Source organism: Halalkalibacterium ligniniphilum (assembly GCF_000334155.1).
Lineage (GTDB): Bacteria > Bacillota > Bacilli > Bacillales > Bacillaceae_D > Halalkalibacterium > Halalkalibacterium ligniniphilum.
This window is the reverse complement of record NZ_ANNK01000158.1, coordinates 21,320-40,389: the sequence shown is the minus strand read 5'-3', so window position 1 is coordinate 40,389 and position 19,070 is coordinate 21,320. Positions and strand designations below refer to the sequence as shown.

Below are 19,070 nucleotides of genomic sequence, written 5' to 3'. Positions count from 1 at the left end.
AGTAAATATGGCGGAGAAGGAGGGATTTGAACCCTCGCGCCGCGTAAACGACCTACACCCTTAGCAGGGGCGCCCCTTCAGCCACTTGGGTACTTCTCCTTGGCTCCACAGGTAGGACTCGAACCTACGACCGATCGGTTAACAGCCGATTGCTCTACCACTGAGCTACTGTGGAATATCACTTTTTCAATCTAGACTTTTTACATTTTAAAGGATGTGATAATTTGTGTCAATCCCTATTTTGAAAGCCTTTTTCCCTTCGCTAAGAGCCAGTCTCGCTCAGCGACTTCTATAATATAGCACAATCGATGCTCGTAAATCAACATTAAATTTCATTTTATTTTTTTTAATTTCCCTGAGCATTTACCACAAACATAACGGGTTGTATCAATTCTTTTTTTTCGCTGATAAATAAGATCGCAGCTCTGACATGCATAAAGATGAATACTCTTCAATTGATTTCTTGTACCTGGAACAACTTCACAAAAGCGCGGAGCTCCCACCTTCTTTAACAATGCTTTAAAGTCTTTATCCTGATGGCGATACCCTTTTTTCTGTATATGTAAATGATAATGGCATAATTCGTGTTTAATAATGCCGATAATCCCCTCTTCTCCAAAAGCCTCTAACTGCTTTGGGTTCACCTCAATGTCATGCGATTGTAAAAGATACCTGCCCCCAGTCGTTCTTAACCGCCCGTTAAATCGGGCGACATGCTTAAATGGTCGTTGGAAATATTTTAATGAGATCTCCTCCACTAACTTTTGCAGCTCACTTTGATTCATTCTGTTCATCCTTTTTCTATACTTTGAAAAAAAAAAAAAAAACGATAACCTTGACAACCATGGCAACATATACTAATTACGATTACACACGGTTAAGGGAGTTGGCGAACATGCCAAATTGGCTTATCAATCAACTGCGCGCAGCTTACGCCCAAAAAAATCGTTACAAAGTAAAACTGTTGAACCAATGTTGGTTTTATTATAAGAAAAAAGAAACGCTGCAAGCAAAGCAGAACAATTAAGAAAGGTCGCAAGGCTCTTGTTCAGCCGCCACTAGTGGCTGGAGTTATTCAATACGTAGCCGGATTTTAGGAAATCATTTACAAGCTAAAGCGTCCTTAAGCCGCTGACGCCTGTAGCTAGACAGCTTTAAATATTAACCTTTCTTATCTACGTACAAAGCCTCTTAGCCCTTACTAAATTGTTAACCCCTTGCTCACAGCGATTTTTTCATTATACGAGTTCTTCTTTTGGTTGCAGCATCGTCAAGGCGATTCTTCCTTTTTTTATATCTACATCATCTACCCACACTGTTACGATTTCACCTACCGCCACGACTTCGAGAGGGTGCTTAATAAAACGGTTTGCAAGCTTCGAGATATGAACAAGCCCATCTTGCTTCACACCGATATCAACAAACGCTCCAAAGTCAACGACATTTCGTACCGTTCCTTGCAATTCCATTCCTCGGGACAAATCTTCTAATTGGAGGACATCTTTTTTAAGAAGCGGCTTCGCCACTTCATCGCGTGGATCTCGGCCTGGTCGTATTAATGCATCAATAATGTCTTGAAGAGTCGGAACACCCACTTCTAACTCGCCTGCCAATTCTTGAACAGAGAGCGATTGTAAGTGTTCTTTTAATTGTTCAGTCCCAATGTCACCAAGAGATGCTCCTACACGCTCTAACAGCTTTTCCGTTTCCCCGTAACTTTCTGGGTGTATCCCTGTTGCATCAAGCGGGTTTTCTCCTTCTAAAATACGAAGGAAGCCGATGCACTGCTCGTAGGTTTTTGCACCAAGACGAGGAACCTTCTTTAATTGCTTCCGACTCACAAAACGTCCTTCCTCTTCCCGCTTTTTAACAATATTGACCGCAACTGACTTAGAAAGACCTGCAACATATTGTAAGAGAGAAGGTGATGCAGTATTCACATTTACCCCTACTTGGTTAACAACCGTTTCCACGACAAACGTTAATGACTCATTCAATCGCTTTTGTGAGACATCATGCTGATATTGTCCAACTCCCACTGATTTCGGATCAATTTTCACCAGCTCTGCGAGCGGATCCTGTAAGCGCCTTGCAATTGAAACCGCACTTCGCTCCTCTACTTGAAGATGAGGGAATTCTTCGCGCGCAAGGTCAGAAGCAGAATACACACTGGCCCCTGCTTCATTAACAATCAAGTAAAAGATCGGTTGTGGTAATTCTTTAATGATAGCAGCAACAAACTGCTCAGTTTCCCTTGAAGCCGTACCATTTCCAACCGCAATCATTTGAATTTGATGCTTTTCGATAAGGTGCTTAACAACCTTTTTCGCTTTTTCAATTTCATTTCGTGGCGGCGTTGGATAAATGACTTGAATGTCTAATACTTTTCCTGTCTCGTCTACTACTGCTAACTTGCACCCAGTTCGATAGGCTGGGTCTACTCCAAGTACGACCTTATCTTTCATTGGTGGTTGAAGTAGAAGATTTCGCAAATTCTCTGAAAAAATATGGATGGCTTGTTCCTCGGCTTTTTCTGTCAACTCATTACGAATTTCCCTTTCAATCGCAGGTTCAATCAAGCGTTTATATCCATCCTCAATCGCTGCTTTCACATAAGGCACGGACGGGGAAGCATGACGACGAATGAATGTTGTTTCCATGAGACGGATGATTCGTTCAACTGGAAATTGAATGCTAACACGAAGTACTTCCTCCTTCTCTCCCCGGTTCAACGCTAACGTACGGTGAGGGACAAGTGATCTGACAGGCTCGGCGTAATCATAATACATCTCAAATACACCTTTTTCATCTTTTTCTTCATTTTTTACTTTTGTCACGATCGTCCCTTCTTTAAAGCCTAAATCTCTTACTTTCTTTCGTAAATCAGCATCATCAGCCACCCATTCAGCAATGATATCTCGAGCTCCATGCAATACCTCTTCAATTGTAGTTAATTCATGTTCTTCTGAAAGATAAGCAGCAGCTTCCCCTTCCACATCTCCCTCACGTGGGAAGTGAAATAACCAAGTCGCAAATGGCTCCAACCCTTTTTCTTTCGCCACCGTCGCTTTTGTCCGACGCTTTTGCTTATACGGGCGGTATAGATCTTCTACTTCTTGGAGCTTTACGGCTTGCATGATGCTTTCTTTTAATTCTAGAGTGAGCTTTCCTTGCTCTTCAATGAGGCGAATCACTTCGACTTTTCGTTCTTGTAGCTGTTTTCCATACGCCCATTTTTCAGCAACCTTACGGATTTGAATTTCATCCATTCCCCCTGTAAGCTCTTTTCGATAACGAGCAATAAATGGGACTGTATTGCCGTTATCCATTAACTGAATGACTTGCTTTATGTATGTGTCTTTTAATGTGAGTTCTTTTGATAACTGTTGAATTAGATTTGACTCATAGTCTTGTTCCTTCATTTCGAAACGCTCCTTTTAAAAAAGCTTAATTTCCATGCTGTAAAGGCAATTGGCTTCATCATAGCATAATTCCCCTACTGATTCATTCCACATTCTGACGCATTTGTCCTCCATCCAATGAACCAAATAGAAGTCACAATCATCTACTGAGAATATAAAAAGGCCCACTCTCTTTTTAGAGCAGACCATATTATAAAAGCTTTCCTACCAAGATTGTCATATCGTCAGAAGGATTATCAAAAGTAGAAATAAGTTCATTCGGCATTTCTTTAGGAGATTCCATTTTCATGAGAAAGGTTTTCTTAGGGGGGGCCTGAATACCATCAGAATGTAGCATAAAAGCACTTCCATGCTTGTAGGGGAAACGTTTCATCGTGATGTTTTGTTTTCGACCAGACAAATACCCACGAACCGGTAGCGGTTCTAAAGAGGTTCCATCAGGAGAATGCAGGACAAAGCGTATGTTACCTATATTGCTATAGCATAGCTCTTGTTTCGTAAAATCAAACTTGACGACAGTCAAGACGACACCTCGCATACTAGTAAGTGCAGCATTGCACTTTTCAACAATCGTTCGAACATCTTTATCATGATGAGCTTCAATCATTCTCACTGCTTTTAAAGCAGATTTCGAGGCACCTTCACCACTACCAAGACCGTCCACTACTGCACATAATGCATATGACTCCTCTCTTATAACAACGTAAGCATCACCGCAACAGCTTTTCCCTAGCTTTGCTTTTTGCAAAGCGGCAATTTCCAGCTTGTCGTTTTCAAAAAATGTCATCATTACAAAGCCTCCGATGACTCAATCCGAATGGACTCTCGTAATTTTTGAAGGGCACGCCGCTGCAAACGAGATACATGCATTTGCGAAATATTAAGTCTTTCTCCCGTTTCCTTTTGGCTCAAATTTTCGAAGTAAGTGTAATGCAAAATTTGTTTTTCACGTTCATTGAGCACTTGAAATGCCTTTTGCAGCAACATCTGTTGTTCTGCTTTTTCAAACCCATCATCCTCGGAGCCTACCAAATCAAGCAGCGTCACTTCTCCGCCTTCTTGATCCGCCTCTAGGGACCGGTCAACTGAAAGGGCCTGATAACTTTTCCCCATCTCCATCGTTTCAAGAACTTCCTCTTCCGTCACACCTAAATAAGCTGCAATCTCTTCCACTTTAGGAGACCGCTGAAGCTCTGAAGTAAGAGTTTCGACCGCTTTTTTTATTTTTGGACCAAGTTCTTTGATGCGACGCGGAACATGAACGCTCCATGTTTTATCTCGAATAAAACGCTTGATTTCTCCGACAATTGTTGGTACAGCGAAAGATTCAAAGCTACGACCGAACTCATTATCAAACCGCTGCAATGCAGCGAGGAGACCAACCATCCCTACTTGAAAGAGGTCTTCATCATGTTCACGACTTCGGGAGAACTTTCGCGATAACGATTGGACGAGAGGCTCGAAATGTTTCACTAATCTTGTTTGAATTTCCTCATCCCGCTTTTCTTGAAACAAGCGAATCCACTCGTAAACGTCATCTTTGTTCTTCTTGTGCTGAAGAGATTCCATCGACATCGTGTCCCACCCCATCTCTTTGAAGGAACTTGGTCATGACCAACACAATTCCTGATTCATCATGTATTTCCACTTTATCCATTAACGTATTAATAAGGAATAAACCTAGCCCTCCTTCCTTCAAATCACCAATTGGTTGACTGGCATCAACAGGACCAAGCTTCTCGCGCAATCCTTTGATATCAAAGCTTTGACCTTGATCGGCAACGACTACTTCCATCCGATCATCGTAAAGATGAAAAGAAACCGCAATCGATCCACCTTCTTCATAGGCGTGATCCACCACGTTCGTACATGCTTCTGCAACAGCTATCTTAATGTCTTCGATCTCATCGTACGTATATCCTAGTCGATTTGCTATTCCAGAAACAGTCAAACGTACGACACCAACAAATTCAGGTTTAGCAGGGACAGTTAACTCGATACTATCCGCTTGTTGAACGTTCATTTTGCTTCCTCCCTTTGATTATCCATATCCATCACTTCATCTAAACCAGTGATTTTAAAAAGACGTTGTACACGCTCCGTCACTCCTACAAGCTTTAACGTGCTTTCATGAGTATGAGCAGCCTTAAGCGCCCCAATGAAAATCCCTAAGCCTGTACTATCAATATATTGGACATCCGACAGGTCTACGATAACTTGTCGGCCCTTTGATTCTGTAATAAGAGGAATGAGATGATCTCTTAATTTCGGAGCAGTGTAAGCATCAATCTCTCCAATTAAAAATAAATATTCTGCCTCACCTTTCTGCTCTTGACGAATGTCCAAATTCATTCTATTACCTCCTAGGTTCGTTAAATAAACTATTAGTTAACATACCACCATTCTATTTTCTCTAAACCTTTCGCCGAAGGATCATCAAAGTAAAATCATCACGCAGATTGAATCCCTGTAGCTTAGCTAACTCATAATAGACTCGATTGACCATTTCTTGCGCATCGAAGTGTAAATACTTTCGAATTAAGTTAATGATCTCTTCCCGTTCAATAAATCGGTCGTCGACCCGACATTCGGTTACACCATCTGAAAGAAATACGATGAAATCTCCTGGTTTAACTTTCTTATAATATTCCCGAAATTTTGTTTTTTTCGATAATCCTAATACAAGTCCTTTTGCATAAAGCTCCTCAAACGTATCTTCTTCTGCATGATAAAAAAACCCCGGCTCGTGGCCGGCACCGGAATAGCGAAATTCATGATTTGTAGAATGATAGTATCCGTACATCATCGTAATAAACATGCTGTCATCGATATTTTGTTCTACGACACGGTTTAAGTTTTCTAATAGCTCACTTGGTTGAGGGCACTGCTCAGGTATACTGTCCATCGCATACTTAATCATGGACATACAAAGAGCAGCAGGCACACCTTTTCCAATAATGTCAGCAATCGCTATGCCGATACAGTCATAGTCGTCCTGAACATAATGATAATAGTCGCCACTCATTTTATTTGCAGGTACACTTAAAACCCCTATATCTAATGACGGTATTGAAGGCGTCACTTTAGGCAATAACGTTTGCTGCATGTTCGCAGCCACTTCAATTTCCGATTCTAATTCTCGCTGGCGATCCCGTAAGCTTTGATGCTCTCGGTAAGCAAGACCATACCCGATCATGACTTCAAGTAAAAAATCAAATGAATCCTGCACCTCTTCAGGTAAAGTCGGAAACAACTCATCGATCACGGCACAATGTAAACTCACAAGCTCCTCAGGAGAAATTTGTTGCTCTAACAGCTTTTTTGTGAATTGCTGTGCATTGTAAAGACCTTGTTCGCTTTTATTTTCTAGAAAGGCGCATAAAATTTGGCGATAGCTTTGTTGCAGCTTTGTTTCTGTGTCTTTCACAAAATATCCTCCTTTTAACGGAGCCATTTAATCGCTGTTATAATCGTTCCCACTCCTTGATTCGATTCAATTGAAAATTCATCCATCAACCGCTTTACACCAGGTAGCCCAGCACCTAGTCCTCCTGATGTAGTAAACCCATCTTCCATCACTTGTCGAATATCCTTGATACCTGGCCCTTGATCTCGCGAAATAATTTTAATCCCTTGTTTCATACCAGTTTTATCTGACTTCTCAACTTTTTCGAGACAAATCTCTCCCCGTTTGGCATATAGATAGATGTTTCTCGCTAATTCTGAGATGGCCGTTGTGATTCGAGCTTGATCGACGCTACCGAATCCAATTTCTTTTGCAAGGGTTCGTCCTTCTTGTCTAGCAGCGACAATGCCCCATTCATTATTAACTTCAACGCTGGAATGGGCTTTCATCCATCATCCCTCCAGTTCCTGTTGCAATTTCTCAAGACCCTGCTCTAAATCAAGAGCAGTTCTAACATCTTCTAGTTTAATACCCATATCAATGAGCGTAATCGCAACAGCAGGTTGGATACCTGTTAAGACAACCTTGGCACCCATTAAGCTAGACATATCGACGACATCGCCTAACACTTTGGCAATAAATGAGTCAATCATGTCAACAGACGTCAAATCAATGACTACCCCTAGGGATCCTTCCTGATGTATCTTATTTAACAAATCTTCCTGAAAGAGAAGAGCCGTTTGATCATCCAATTCCACTTGTACACTGATCAGTAAATATTGATTCAGTTTTAAAATCGGAATCCTCATTTTGTACAACCCCCATCCTACAAATTAACCATTTTCTTATTCGTAAATTCTAATGCGGTCTCTATCCCTTTACGCAATGTGCTTCTTGTAGGAAATTTACCTAAATCGATCCCTAAATTCACAATCGTTTGAGCAATTTCTGGACGAATCCCTACTAATATACATTTCGCACCAACTAAGCGAACGGCTTCTGAAGCTTGAATGATATGATGGGCAACCATCGTGTCCACAACAGGTACTCCCGTAATATCAATGAGAACGACTTGTGAGCGATGCTTTATAACACCATCAAGTAAATTCTCCATAATAAGCTTTGCTCGCTGCGTGTCAATTGTTCCAATCAAAGGCATAACCGTAACCCCTTCAAACACAGGAATAAGGGGAGCAGAAAGTTCAAGCAGGGAAAGCTTTTGCATTTCAAAAATATCTTCCCAAGAACCTGTGTAATCATGAACGAGCTGATTAATCATTCCGTCAATCCATGTTTCAATGTCATTAAAAACCTCAAGCATTCGCTTGACATCCTTTTCTTTCTCAGCTAATGCGTTTAACATGACACGCCGAAAAGCCTGCAATCCTTTCGTGAAATAGACGAGAGGCCATCCACTTTGAATCAGTCGATCGGTATGCGGGCTCAAGTGATTCTTTGCTTCTTCTTGACTTAATTCGACTGTTTCGAAAACTAGAGACATGAATTCAGCATTCGTATTTTCATAGAGCGTTTCAGAGATTCGCTCTAAGTAGCTTTCATGACGGATCGCGTTTAATTCTTCTTCCCAACGAGCGCGCAGCTCATCTTTTTGTTCAATGATAAATGAAACGATAAACGGTTGCATTAAACATCCTCCAGTCGGTTGTTAACTTTATTATTTCATGACTTTTTTCGAGTTGCAAAGGCAAATGCACAAAATTTTCTATAACAATTGTAAAAAGCATGGGCGAAAATGTTCGTTTTTCACACTATGTATCACAACCAACCCTAAAAACTAGGTCGTATCTGATTTACTGATAGGAGCCATTTCACTATTCATGAGCATACATTGATTCCCCTTCTAAACACCTTTTTGTATTCCCCATTTAACCATTCTGCAAACTTCTTTTTTCTATAAAGTCTATGAGGTAAGATTGTGACCCTAGCCTGCTACAAGCCAATTCTTATGGCCCTGTCTCTATCCTTAGCTAAGATAAAGGTGAATTAAAAAAACACCCCGTCTCACACATATACGGAGTGTTAAAAATCAATGAGCCCTAAACTAATCAATAGGGCATCGTTCACTTTCGTCATCATATCATCATCCAAATGTGTGATTTTATCAGTGAGCCGTTGTTTGTCAATCGTTCGGATTTGCTCTAACAAAATCACCGAATCACGGTCAAACCCATACCGCTTTGCATTGATTTCAACGTGAGTCGGCAATTTTGCTTTCTGGATTTGAGCAGTGATAGCTGCGACGATAATGGTCGGACTAAATCGATTCCCAATATCATTTTGGATGACGAGAACTGGCCGGACCCCACCTTGCTCGGAACCAACAACAGGAGATAAGTCAGCAAAGTACACGTCGCCACGTTTGACAATCAACCTCTACACCCCACTAACTAAGCGATCTAGGGTGTGTTCGGCTTCCTCCTCGGCAAGAAAAGCTTCTGATGCAATATTAAGGTTAATTTTAGCCATTTCAATATAACCTTGTTGCATCGTCTCACGAATCTGGCGTTTTTTACGCTCCCGGAGATACATTTTTGTCGCTTGTGAAATAAATTCGCTACGGTTTACATTCTCTTCCTTAATGACACCATCCACCTCATTTAACAAATGCTGTGGCAAGCTCACTACAATTCGCTTTGTACCCTGCTCTGACACAAACAAGCACCCCCAACATCCACCTGTGACCTCAAGATTTTTTATCCCAGATTAATAATAGCATTTGAATAATGGAATTGCAAAGTGGCTTTCAATCCCAACAAGCTATATTATTCGCCAATTCTCCCTAGATTTCCTTCCATTCATTCAATTTTTTATTTAATATTTTTTACCGAAACCAACTCTTTTTGTCTGTAGTATGTTCTTGGGACACGGGGGCCAATTACACAAGGGATTTCATAATTAATTGTATTTAAACGCACAGCCACATCATCCATGGAAATCTCATTCCCCTTATCTTTTCCAATAAGGGTTACGACCGTGTCTACATCAAATTTTTTGGGTAATCTTACCATGCATTGATCCATGCAAATCCGACCTACAAATGGAGCTTCCTCACCTTCAACTAATACATAGCCACCATTCGAGGCGTGATACCGCAGCCAGCCATCCGCATACCCGATCGGTAATGTTCCAATCCATTCATCCTCTGTTGTACGATACGTTGCTCCGTAGCTTATCGCTTCACCAGCAGGTAGCTTTTTCACGTGAGTTAGCCTACAGCGAAGCGAGAAAGCCTGTTTAAGTTGAAATGGCAATTCAGCCTTAATCTCTAAGGAAGGTGTTAGTCCATACATGGAAATGCCAAAACGAATCATGTTGAAGGTTTTGTCTGGAAAGCGAAGTGCAGTGGCACTATTTCCACAATGGATGTAGGGCACAGTAATACCCTTTGCCTGAATCCACTCAAGCATTGTTAAAAACCGTTGATACTGCTCTTGAAAATATCGAAGATCTTGCTCATCCGCTGTAGCAAAATGGGTGAAAATTGCTTCTAATTTGATTGTATTAGAAGCGGAAAGCGCCTCGATGATTTCATCTATTTCCTTTTTTTCTCGTAGCCCGATTCGTCCCATACCTGAATCAAGCTTCATATGAACCTTTAGCGTATCAGTTGGCTGTAAATGCTTTTGCGCTTCTTCCACCCAATCGAGCTGGTAGACTGTCAATGAAATGTTATGCATAACAGCAAGCTGAACATCGGTCGGACGCGTCCTGCCTAAAACAAGAATCGGCGCATCAATCCCTCCCTTCCTGAGTTTCAGGGCCTCATCAAGAAGGGCAACACCAAGAAAAGTTGCTCCTGCATCTAAGGCAGCGCGACTTACTTCTAGAGCACCATGACCATATCCGTCTGCTTTTACAATCGCCATGATTGTCATTTCTTTGTCTTGATAAAGCTCCTTAACGCCCCGAATATTATCTTCAATCGCTGATAAATCAACCTCTACCCACGTATCTCGAAAAAATGATTGCGTTGCTTCTCCCACGACCATTTCACCATCCTGCTGCTTATGTTCTCTCTATTATCAACATTATCTTCTTGCAAACAAGCCATGTCAATCAGGCAAAAAGGGGAGGAGGAAATGAAATGGGTAGGCTTTTTACAACAGTACTTTATGAAAGAAAGCCCAGTTCATCCGTTTGAACTGAGCAGTTGGTCCATCCCCGTCAATCATTCCTATTTTTCAAGCGTTCCATAAACAGAGCGGGCAATCGCCATCATTTCTTCTTGGTCAAGGTCTTGAGAAGCCAAAAAGAAATCGACACCGTTGTATGACCACATAATCGACTCTTCCGTCATTACACCAATTGTAAAACCTAAATCCACTGGTTCCCCTTCACTTACATGCATTGGTATAGAGGCTGGGACAATTTGGCTCTGCTCTTGAATGAGCGTATACGATCGCTCACCTTCATATTGAAGAACAACCCGTTTTCCATTCTCTGTTTCAATTTCTTGAGAACCTGCAAACTCCGTGCCTTGTGGTTCATACATTGGGTAATGAACGGTCATCGGTTCACTTGGCTCAGCCATTGTCGGAACATCCATCTGAGCTCCTGTCATATTCCGTTCCATATCAAAGTCTCCATCATTAAAGCTAGGATCAAGAGCAAATTCTGTAAAATCAAGCTGCACGAGAACCTCTAAGTCTGCATTCATTATTTTCACTTGCCTCGGCGATAAATCCTTTTTATTTAACGTAACCTCTTGACTGTTCAAGTTTTTATTTTGATAATTTGTACTTGTCTGAAATACATAATGCTCATCAGTTGCTGTAAATTTACGCTCCGGGTCCATTAAAATGTCCTGAACGAGTGAATCAAATAAATAAACTTGACTACTATTCGTTGGCCAATCACTTTGGAAACGGAAGCTTTTGTTTAGAGCAGGTGTTAAGACAAATACACCATCATCATTCCGTAAAATAATCTGACTCTGATCCTTGTTTTGGTTTTTCAAGGCGACTCGATAAAAGCTTTTTCTTTGGTGCCACACCTCAACCTCGTACATTTGTGGGTCTTTACCTGTCTGTAGGGTCATCGTTGCTTTTGCTTTGTAGCCATTCATTTCCGTCAACTTTTTGTCTAAGTCTCCGATTACGTCCTCTTGTGTTTTTTCGCCGCAACCCACAAGCATCAGCGTAAAAATAAGGCCGAGGGCTACAAACCATCTTGCTCTTTTCAATGCATTCACCCCTTTGTCTCATTTGAAAGATTAGAAAAACAAGATACGTCCTTGTCTTCCTGATGCGTTAGGAAAGAGAAATTCCTAGTTATCAAAGGAGAAGTTCTATACATTCAAATGGAGGGATGGATCGGTAGACTAGCCCAATAATTGGCTATGCTTAATTAGTAATAAGCAAAAGCTAATCTTGAGGCACCCTTTTACCCTTACTCCCTTTGAATCGATAGGTCTCCCTCATCGCATTACAACTATATGAGACAAACACGGGCAATATGCAGACTAGCTTGACAAGCGTTCAAGAATGACTTGGGAAATCGCATAAGATTGGCTATGTGAAATGGAAACATGAATCACCGCATCAATCTCTGCTTGAATAAATGGCTTTCCATTTTCTTCTGATAATACTTCAATATCATGCCATCCAAATCGAGCCGAAATCCCAGTTCCCGCTGCTTTCACAAAAGCTTCTTTTGCAGCAAAGCGACCTGCAACGAACTCGATTTTTCGTTTTCTCGACAACGTATAATATTTTTCCCGTTCTTGAACCGTTAAAATTTTTTCAATAAATTGAGGGTGGTTCTCGACCATTGAATGAATTCGTTCAATCTCTACAATATCAACACCTGTTCCAATAATCATCCCTTCACCTCTTAACCGTCATAACAATCGCTGATTTTCATACATATACTTTAGCATAAAAACCATCTTTCAAGCCTCCGCCCCTACTTCTTGTTATAATAAAAAGTGCAAGGTGCCTGCCAAGCAATGACAAGCGCTCCGAAACTAAATGTTATTTGTTTTCAGTGGAAAAGGGGACGGAGCTTCAGTTCAAGTTGATGAAACAATGAAGCCCTTCCGCTCACACCCCTTCATTGAAAGGTTGCTCAGCATTACCTGACGAACTCGTTCTCATCCAAGTGGAAAGAAGGAGCCGCTCATACAGTTTCTGTAGGAGAAATTGAAGCGACCTCAAGCCTCTGGTGCCTGTAGCTAAGCAGCTTAAAAAATGCATCTTCTAAAAAAGAACATAAGGGGGTAATGTTGAAACACAGCCCTCATTGAAAAGGTGGTTAATCATGTTTATCCGAAATGAAAGCTTTTATTCGTTTCGCCGAAGTTACCCTGTCGTGACGACGCTTGTTGCGATCCATCTCATTTTATTTTTATGGATGAACTTACTACCAGGCGGTGGTTCGATTCTAGCATTGGGCATTGGTGATAATTACGCTGTGGCGAACGGAGAATATTGGCGCTTGATCACGCCTATCTTTCTCCATATTGGATTAGGCCATGTTGTCTTTAATTCATTTTCACTTGTAATTTTTGGCCCAGCTCTTGAGCGAATGCTCGGTAAGTGGAAATTCTTACTTATCTACTTACTCTCAGGTATTATCGCAAACATCGCCACCTATTATTTAGGTGGGCTGTCATACTACCACCTCGGGGCCTCTGGCGCAATATTCGGCCTTTTTGGAATTTATCTGTATATGATCCTTAATCGAAAGGATTTAATTGACCAGGCAAATTCTCAACTTGTTATGATCATTTTAGTGATTGGATTGGTTATGACCTTTGTCAATTCGAACATTAACATTCTTGCTCATTTATTTGGACTCATTGGCGGTGCAGCTCTCGCGCCGATTATTCTTGCAGGTGCTCATCCCTACCATGCGTATCAACATGTCTATGATGAGCAGGAAGTGACATTTAACCCAAATCGTTGGCGTAGAAGACAGATAAACCCTCGAGTTTTCGGGCGAGTGTTTTGGATTTTACTCATTGGACTTGTTCTAGTCGGCTTCCTAACACAGCTTTTTTAACCATTTAAAAGACCCTTCGTACTCTGAATGAGCAAGAAGGGTCTTTTTAGCTATTGAGTTAATCCATCAGCAAACGTTCGCGCATTGTGCTCCATCATTGTAATATAAGTTTCCGCTCCGCTGCCATCAAGGCCTACTGCATCAGTATAAACCTCCCCAGCTATCGTCACGTTGGCATTGCTTGCGACAGTCTCCATGTACTGTTGGTTAACAGTCGTTTCTACAAAAACGGCTGGCAGTCCTTTATCTTGAATCAAATCAACCACTCTCGCAATTTGACCAGGTGTTCCTTCCTCATGGGAGTTCAGCTCCCAAATCCCTTCTGTTTCAATTCCGTATGCTTCGCCAAAATAACGGAATGCATTTTCACTAACAACAATCGTCCGTTTGCTTTCTTCAATCGCTGAAAGCTCTTCTTGAATCAATGAATCTAGTTCCTCAAGCTCTTGAATGTACGCCTCTGCATTCTCCGTGTAAATAGCTTTTCCTTCAGGGTCACGTTCGATTAAGTCGTCTCTAATGACTTCCACATAATGAATCGCATTTGAAACCGCTAGCCAAGCGTGAGGGTCTTCCCCATCCTGACCTTCTAAAGGTATCGTCGTTAGTCCTTGTGATACTTCAACCGTATTTACATCTCCTACGTTTTCAACTAAACGTTGTAACCAGCCTTCAAGCCCTAGTCCATTCACATAAAACACATCTGAATCTGAAACCTTTTGGAAATCACTAGGCACAGGCTCATATCCATGTGGGTCTTCTCCAATCGGCACAATATACTCTACACTCGAGCGATCCCCTGCCACCTCTTGTGCAAGATCAGCGAGAATTGAGAAGCTTGTGACAATCTGAAGGCCTTCCTCTTCAGATGAATCTTGATTAGGCTCTTCTTCTCCGCAAGCAACGAGCACCACACTTATTAATCCAGCTAACAAAAACGACAAAGACTTTTTTCTCAACGTCACTTCCTCCTTATATTTTTACTATCAACCAAAAAGTTGCAACAAGGCAAAACAAAATCTAAAAAAAGAGATTGTTCCTGGACAAACTTTTTAGCTTCCACTAATTTTTTTTACCTTATGCAACTTATTTTTTCATATTTTAATTAAAAAGTCTAGAGAAAATTTTTATTTTGTGCCATCTGCCCAATTTTTTAAAGATCAAAAAGAGCCTACTCCTTTTAGGAATACGCTCCATTTATTCTTTACAATCATTTACGATGGGGCATGTAAAACAAATCGGCTCGACCATGCTTGCATTTAATTGTTTAGGCAGATGAATATGGCGCCTCGCACTTCCTAAATCAAGAACTTCTATTTGTTCTGGCAAGATATGAAATGCTTTTTGTGAAAAATATTCAACTGCTGAAAAATATGAATGTAAAAGGTGATCGTCTACGTCTACTAAAAATTTTTTTATGACAAATGAACGCTCTCCCCATAGTGCAACATCAAACACGAGACCTTTTTCAACGGAAGATAACGGAATCGATTCAAATAGGAACAAAGGAATTTCTGCCTGCTGCTCTGAGAGTAAAAAATGAAGCAAATGGTCGGTGAACCGCGCAAAAGTCGTCACATACTCGACGGTATCCGAAAAGCAAGCTGGGTCTATCTTTCTCCATTGCTCCCTTATTAATTGCAATATGTTGTAGCTTGTTCGCTCTTCTTTTTGAAGCAAGTAATATTTTTGAACGATCTTGTTCACACAAAGCTGTGTCATCTCCCTCCAGTTAGTGGAATCCCCTATGTTTCGCAATTGATTTTGAAAATAGAATCGGTAGGGACAGCTTATGTAGGACTGTACATGTAGTAAATTCAAGGTTTGTTCATTGGTTTCAGTTAAATGGCTCACAGTGTCCCTCCTGCTTATTTAAATTGACAATCCTTTAGACAAGCACGCTCACATTGTCCAATCGCTTTGTAGATCGAACACCAAGATCGCTTAGCGTAGCAAATCGGAATATCTTGTTCGTTTGCTTTCTTCTTTAATACTGACGTCAAATTATGATTGATGTAATCCGTTAACACTAAAACTAAATCAATATGACAAGGGATTTCTTTTTTCACCATTTGAACTTTTCTACCACTTATATGGATGATTTCTTCAAAGCCTATCCCATTTAATTTTTTCGGAATGGTTCCTAAATGATCAGCACCGACAATAAGTAATGAAGACATAAATAAGCCCTCCTTCTATTGATAATAATTCTCATTCTCATTAATTACAGTTTAAATGATAACCTTTCTCATTGTCAACAAAAATCAGATAATTAGGACGACCTTAGAAAAACTAGGTCTCGGCAGACTCCTTTCAATAAGAGCATTTTGCAGCATTCTTCTCCAAAAAAAAGAGACCCTTCTATGAGGTCCCTTTTGTCAGTATTTTTTTAATAGGTAGCGTAGCGGTATGATCGAGACAAGAATAATTAACAATGCTGCTGGTGCAGCTAAATGATAAACCGCTTCACTCGTTTCTACCCAAATCCTTACGGCTAGCGTATCAAACCCTGGTGGCCGAAGTAGCAATGTTGCAGGGAGTTCTTTAATTGAACTAACGAACACGAGTGCTCCACCTGCTAAAATTCCCGGAAGAATCGATGGAATGATCACTTTGTACAGCACTTTCCACGGTGGCTGACCTAAGCTTCTTGCCGCTTCATCGATTCTTGGTGAAATTAAGCTTAATGATGCGTCTGTTGACTGCATCGCCTGTGGTAGAAACCGAATGACGAACGCAATCGCAATTAAATAGTACGTGTTATAAAGAGCAGGGATATATTGATTAAAAATGAAAATAACCCCTAACGCAACGATGACACCTGGCAATGCATACCCTGCGTAACTCATTTTCTCAACTAAAGTCGAAATGGTTGACGGGTAGCGAGAGCGTAAATAAACGACAGGCAAAGCAAGCACCATACAGAAAAATGCGGCCATTCCCGAAACTCTCAAACTATTCCAAGCAAACCCCCAAAAGCGGGAATCGAGTGCACCTGCACCAATGCCGATAACCGACCAATAGACGAGGACGACAATTGGTAGAGCAACAGAGAAAAGAAACACGACCGAAACATAAAAAAACACTGGCCATTTCCATTTCCCAAGTGACAGGATATCCGGCTCTTGAAAGGTATTCGTCGTCTGGTAATATTTTTGCTTTTTTCTCGTGCGCGCTTCGATCCATAGTATGACTAACGTAAGCAAGATGAGTACGACACTGAGCACAGTGGCTGATAGATTATCATAGCTCCCCATCTGATAATAGATAGCTGCTGTGAACGTTGTGTAGCGAAGCATAGCAATCGCCCCAAAATCTGAAAGAACATACAACGCAATGAGAATGGCTCCAGCACCGATAGCGGGGCGCAAAAATGGTAGATTGACACGCAAAAAGATTTGAGACGTTGTCATACCCTGGGAACGGGCAACTTCTTCAAAATTCCGATTCATTTTTCTAAGTGATGCACTAGCTATGAGAAAAACATAAGGGAATGTAAACATCGTCAGGACGAAAAACACACCCCAAAATGTGTAGACATTTAGTGGATAATCTCCAAACACCTGATTAAGCCAATCGTTTTCATTCCAATATCGCCAAATCCAGCCTCTTGGGCCAAAGATGAGAATATATGCAACGGCACCAACATATGGTGGAATAACAAGGGGTAAGGCAAGCAGCCACTGCCAGTTTTTACGCCCTGGTAAATTCGTCCGATTCACAATCCAAGCAAGAGACACACCAATCGTTACAGCAAATATTGTGACCATTAATGTTAAAGAAAGCGTATTCCATAATAGTTGAGGAATACGAGAATCCAGCAGCCGCATCCATCGATCGGTCCCCGCAAAAAGAGAGCGCCAAACAACGTATACAATCGGAATAGCCATCAAAATGCCGGTTAAGCCAGCCATCATTAATAAAATAGTTCCCGGTGGATTACCATTCCACAGCTGGAGCCAGCCTTTCTTAAATAAACGGTGAGAGGTTGGAGAGCTATGCTCCCCAACCTGATGATGTCGCTTGTTATGTTGTTGATGTTGTTGATCCTTGCTTGAACTCATGCTGCGACAGCTCCTACTCACCGATAATTATCTTTATAAATCTAAATCCAAGCCTGCTTCTTCAATAAGTTGACGAGTATCTTCCCACACTTTTCCAAGCTCACTTAATGGCATGTCGTGTGTTTTGTAATCACTAATTGTTGCTGCCCCTTCAGGCGCTTCAATATCTGGGTTTATTGGCACTTCAAGAGACTCAAATGAAAATTCGCGTTGATTTTCAGGCTGTAAAATCCATTCTAAGAAAATTTGTGCATTCTCTGCATTCGGGCCACCACTTACCTTACCAACTCCTGCTGCATTCACTACTGCTCCCATTTCACCTTCTGCTTGGTCTGGATAAATGACACCAACATTATTATCTGTTGGCTCTTGAAGTTGCTGATGATAATAGTAGTTATTCACTAGTCCAAACGCAAATTCTCCTGCTCCAACAGCACGGCGAATGTCACCATGACCTTCTAGAATGGCACCTGCATTATCTTTTACTGCTGCAATCCATTCAGCTGTTTTCTCATCGCCCCACTCGTTACGTAAGGCTGAGACATGTCCGATCATACCACCATTCCCACCACGTGTAATGGCAAATTGACCTTTCCATTTTGGATCTGCCAATTCAACAATGCTCTTTGGCATTTCTTCTTCTGTGATCAGATCTTTATTATACATTAAAACACGAGTCCGTGCAGATAATGCGAACCATGAATTATCTTCTGCACGATATAATTCATCAATTGATTCAATTCCTTCAGGCTCAGAACCTTCTAACAACCCTTCTAAGCGTAAGTGTTCAAGTGCACCAATATCATTTGAAATAAAAATATCAGCTTGTACATTGTTTGCTTCTTCTTTGATACGGTTTACTGCATTATCCCCTGCATGTAGCGCTTGAACAGTAATCCCAGTCTCTTCTTGGAATTTGTTTAATAGGGCATCCACGAAATTTTCATTACGAGAAGAATAAACGACAAGTTCACCTGAAGCTTCTGTGGCTTCTGCACCGTCCTCAGCTTGTTCTGCTGGTTCTTCCTCTGACGTAGCAGGCTCATCTGCTCCCCCGCATGCAGCAATCACAAATAACGCCATTGCCATCAATCCAAAAAGTAGCAATTTCAATCCTTTATTCATTGTGCTCCCCCTTTAATTCGTATGTAATTT

22 protein-coding genes and 2 tRNA genes are annotated in these 19,070 nt (G+C 41.2%); 2 read left to right on the top strand and 22 right to left on the bottom strand.

Going from position 1 to position 19,070, the window contains the following annotated elements; all coding sequences use genetic code 11:
* Positions 1–8: 8 nt before the first annotated feature.
* The 3 genes from BLT_RS0119430 to BLT_RS0119420 all read right to left on the bottom strand — a co-directional run bounded on the left by BLT_RS0119430 (position 9) and on the right by BLT_RS0119420 (position 785).
* Positions 9–99: transfer RNA gene (locus BLT_RS0119430), tRNA-Ser, on the bottom strand.
* Between the two features lies 1 nt (position 100).
* A tRNA-Asn gene (locus tag BLT_RS0119425) sits at positions 101–175 on the bottom strand.
* A 157-nt stretch (positions 176–332) separates the two neighbouring features.
* Positions 333–785, bottom strand: coding sequence for a SprT family protein (locus BLT_RS0119420; protein WP_017729386.1), 453 nt, complete (start codon positions 783–785; stop codon positions 333–335).
* A 110-nt stretch (positions 786–895) separates the two neighbouring features.
* On the opposite strand from BLT_RS0119420, the gene cmpA reads away from it, so the two are divergent.
* Complete coding sequence (gene cmpA / locus BLT_RS23865) at positions 896–1,027, top strand: cortex morphogenetic protein CmpA (protein ID WP_017729385.1); 132 nt, start codon at positions 896–898, stop codon at positions 1,025–1,027.
* 211 nt (positions 1,028–1,238) lie between these two features.
* On the opposite strand, the gene BLT_RS0119410 is transcribed toward cmpA, so the two are convergent.
* The 14 genes from BLT_RS0119410 to acpS form a co-directional block, all read right to left on the bottom strand.
* Positions 1,239–3,422, bottom strand: a complete 2,184-nt coding sequence (locus BLT_RS0119410) for a Tex family protein (RefSeq protein WP_017729384.1) — start codon at positions 3,420–3,422, stop codon at positions 1,239–1,241.
* Between the two features lie 190 nt (positions 3,423–3,612).
* Positions 3,613–4,212, bottom strand: coding sequence for a PP2C family serine/threonine-protein phosphatase (locus BLT_RS0119405; protein ID WP_017729383.1), 600 nt, complete (start codon positions 4,210–4,212; stop codon positions 3,613–3,615).
* Positions 4,212–4,997, bottom strand: a complete 786-nt coding sequence (gene sigB, locus BLT_RS0119400; protein WP_017729382.1) for an RNA polymerase sigma factor SigB — start codon at positions 4,995–4,997, stop codon at positions 4,212–4,214. Before sigB ends, BLT_RS0119405 begins: the two co-directional genes overlap by 1 nt.
* On the bottom strand, positions 4,957–5,445 hold the full coding sequence (gene rsbW / locus BLT_RS0119395) for an anti-sigma B factor RsbW (protein ID WP_017729381.1): 489 nt from the start codon (positions 5,443–5,445) through the stop codon (positions 4,957–4,959). The genes sigB and rsbW overlap by 41 nt, the downstream gene beginning before the upstream one ends.
* Positions 5,442–5,774, bottom strand: coding sequence for an STAS domain-containing protein (locus BLT_RS0119390; RefSeq protein ID WP_017729380.1), 333 nt, complete (start codon positions 5,772–5,774; stop codon positions 5,442–5,444). The genes rsbW and BLT_RS0119390 overlap by 4 nt, the downstream gene beginning before the upstream one ends.
* 61 nt (positions 5,775–5,835) lie before the next feature.
* Positions 5,836–6,849, bottom strand: a complete 1,014-nt coding sequence (locus BLT_RS0119385; protein WP_017729379.1) for a PP2C family protein-serine/threonine phosphatase — start codon at positions 6,847–6,849, stop codon at positions 5,836–5,838.
* Positions 6,850–6,863: 14 nt separating this feature from the next.
* The gene (locus BLT_RS0119380) at positions 6,864–7,277 is read right to left on the bottom strand and encodes an anti-sigma regulatory factor (RefSeq protein ID WP_017729378.1); all 414 of its coding nucleotides are present in this window, start codon (positions 7,275–7,277) and stop codon (positions 6,864–6,866) included.
* Positions 7,278–7,280: 3 nt separating this feature from the next.
* Positions 7,281–7,637, bottom strand: coding sequence for an STAS domain-containing protein (locus tag BLT_RS0119375; RefSeq protein WP_017729377.1), 357 nt, complete (start codon positions 7,635–7,637; stop codon positions 7,281–7,283).
* A gap of 17 nt (positions 7,638–7,654) precedes the next feature.
* Complete coding sequence (locus BLT_RS0119370; RefSeq protein ID WP_017729376.1) at positions 7,655–8,473, bottom strand: RsbT co-antagonist protein RsbRA; 819 nt, start codon at positions 8,471–8,473, stop codon at positions 7,655–7,657.
* Positions 8,474–8,868: 395 nt separating this feature from the next.
* Positions 8,869–9,219, bottom strand: a complete 351-nt coding sequence (locus BLT_RS0119365; protein ID WP_017729375.1) for a type II toxin-antitoxin system PemK/MazF family toxin — start codon at positions 9,217–9,219, stop codon at positions 8,869–8,871.
* 3 nt (positions 9,220–9,222) lie between these two features.
* Positions 9,223–9,501, bottom strand: coding sequence for a CopG family ribbon-helix-helix protein (locus BLT_RS0119360; RefSeq protein WP_017729374.1), 279 nt, complete (start codon positions 9,499–9,501; stop codon positions 9,223–9,225).
* Between the two features lie 155 nt (positions 9,502–9,656).
* The gene (gene alr, locus BLT_RS0119355; RefSeq protein WP_017729373.1) at positions 9,657–10,838 is read right to left on the bottom strand and encodes an alanine racemase; all 1,182 of its coding nucleotides are present in this window, start codon (positions 10,836–10,838) and stop codon (positions 9,657–9,659) included.
* Between the two features lie 185 nt (positions 10,839–11,023).
* Positions 11,024–12,031, bottom strand: a complete 1,008-nt coding sequence (locus tag BLT_RS0119350; RefSeq protein WP_017729372.1) for a LolA family protein — start codon at positions 12,029–12,031, stop codon at positions 11,024–11,026.
* 279 nt (positions 12,032–12,310) lie between these two features.
* Positions 12,311–12,670: a holo-ACP synthase gene (gene acpS, locus BLT_RS0119345; RefSeq protein WP_017729371.1), complete on the bottom strand. Its 360-nt coding sequence runs from the start codon at positions 12,668–12,670 to the stop codon at positions 12,311–12,313.
* Between the two features lie 437 nt (positions 12,671–13,107).
* Between acpS and BLT_RS0119340 the strand changes: the two genes are divergently transcribed.
* Complete coding sequence (locus BLT_RS0119340; RefSeq protein WP_017729370.1) at positions 13,108–13,851, top strand: rhomboid family intramembrane serine protease; 744 nt, start codon at positions 13,108–13,110, stop codon at positions 13,849–13,851.
* 50 nt (positions 13,852–13,901) lie between these two features.
* Here the strand turns inward: BLT_RS0119340 and BLT_RS0119335 are convergent, their stop codons facing one another.
* From BLT_RS0119335 to BLT_RS0119315, 5 genes are all read right to left on the bottom strand, one after another.
* Positions 13,902–14,810 carry a metal ABC transporter substrate-binding protein gene (locus BLT_RS0119335; protein ID WP_017729369.1) on the bottom strand — a complete coding sequence of 303 codons (909 nt, stop codon included), beginning with the start codon at positions 14,808–14,810 and terminating at the stop codon, positions 13,902–13,904.
* Between the two features lie 238 nt (positions 14,811–15,048).
* Entirely contained in the window at positions 15,049–15,705 is a 657-nt protein-coding gene (locus BLT_RS0119330; RefSeq protein ID WP_152414411.1) for a hypothetical protein, read from the bottom strand.
* A 14-nt stretch (positions 15,706–15,719) separates the two neighbouring features.
* Positions 15,720–16,031, bottom strand: a complete 312-nt coding sequence (locus tag BLT_RS0119325) for a DUF2325 domain-containing protein (RefSeq protein ID WP_017729367.1) — start codon at positions 16,029–16,031, stop codon at positions 15,720–15,722.
* Between the two features lie 198 nt (positions 16,032–16,229).
* A complete protein-coding gene (locus BLT_RS0119320) occupies positions 16,230–17,915 on the bottom strand; it encodes an ABC transporter permease (RefSeq protein ID WP_017729366.1) in 1,686 nt (561 codons plus the stop codon).
* Between the two features lie 33 nt (positions 17,916–17,948).
* Positions 17,949–19,040 carry an extracellular solute-binding protein gene (locus BLT_RS0119315; protein WP_017729365.1) on the bottom strand — a complete coding sequence of 364 codons (1,092 nt, stop codon included), beginning with the start codon at positions 19,038–19,040 and terminating at the stop codon, positions 17,949–17,951.
* Positions 19,041–19,070 lie beyond the last annotated feature (30 nt).

Excerpts from the sequence above, each read along its gene's own strand:
- BLT_RS0119420 (WP_017729386.1), bottom strand. The coding sequence starts at position 785 with ATGAATCAAAGTGAGCTGCAAAAGTTAGTGGAGGAGATCTCATTAAAA.
- cmpA (WP_017729385.1), top strand. The coding sequence starts at position 896 with ATGCCAAATTGGCTTATCAATCAACTGCGCGCAGCTTACGCCCAAAAA.
- BLT_RS0119410 (WP_017729384.1), bottom strand. The coding sequence starts at position 3,422 with ATGAAGGAACAAGACTATGAGTCAAATCTAATTCAACAGTTATCAAAA.
- BLT_RS0119405 (WP_017729383.1), bottom strand. The coding sequence starts at position 4,212 with ATGATGACATTTTTTGAAAACGACAAGCTGGAAATTGCCGCTTTGCAA.
- sigB (WP_017729382.1), bottom strand. The coding sequence starts at position 4,997 with ATGTCGATGGAATCTCTTCAGCACAAGAAGAACAAAGATGACGTTTAC.
- rsbW (WP_017729381.1), bottom strand. The coding sequence starts at position 5,445 with ATGAACGTTCAACAAGCGGATAGTATCGAGTTAACTGTCCCTGCTAAA.
- BLT_RS0119390 (WP_017729380.1), bottom strand. The coding sequence starts at position 5,774 with ATGAATTTGGACATTCGTCAAGAGCAGAAAGGTGAGGCAGAATATTTA.
- BLT_RS0119380 (WP_017729378.1), bottom strand. The coding sequence starts at position 7,277 with ATGAAAGCCCATTCCAGCGTTGAAGTTAATAATGAATGGGGCATTGTC.
- BLT_RS0119375 (WP_017729377.1), bottom strand. The coding sequence starts at position 7,637 with ATGAGGATTCCGATTTTAAAACTGAATCAATATTTACTGATCAGTGTA.
- BLT_RS0119370 (WP_017729376.1), bottom strand. The coding sequence starts at position 8,473 with ATGCAACCGTTTATCGTTTCATTTATCATTGAACAAAAAGATGAGCTG.
- alr (WP_017729373.1), bottom strand. The coding sequence starts at position 10,838 with ATGGTCGTGGGAGAAGCAACGCAATCATTTTTTCGAGATACGTGGGTA.
- acpS (WP_017729371.1), bottom strand. The coding sequence starts at position 12,670 with ATGATTATTGGAACAGGTGTTGATATTGTAGAGATTGAACGAATTCAT.
- BLT_RS0119340 (WP_017729370.1), top strand. The coding sequence starts at position 13,108 with ATGTTTATCCGAAATGAAAGCTTTTATTCGTTTCGCCGAAGTTACCCT.
- BLT_RS0119325 (WP_017729367.1), bottom strand. The coding sequence starts at position 16,031 with ATGTCTTCATTACTTATTGTCGGTGCTGATCATTTAGGAACCATTCCG.
- BLT_RS0119320 (WP_017729366.1), bottom strand. The coding sequence starts at position 17,915 with ATGAGTTCAAGCAAGGATCAACAACATCAACAACATAACAAGCGACAT.
- BLT_RS0119315 (WP_017729365.1), bottom strand. The coding sequence starts at position 19,040 with ATGAATAAAGGATTGAAATTGCTACTTTTTGGATTGATGGCAATGGCG.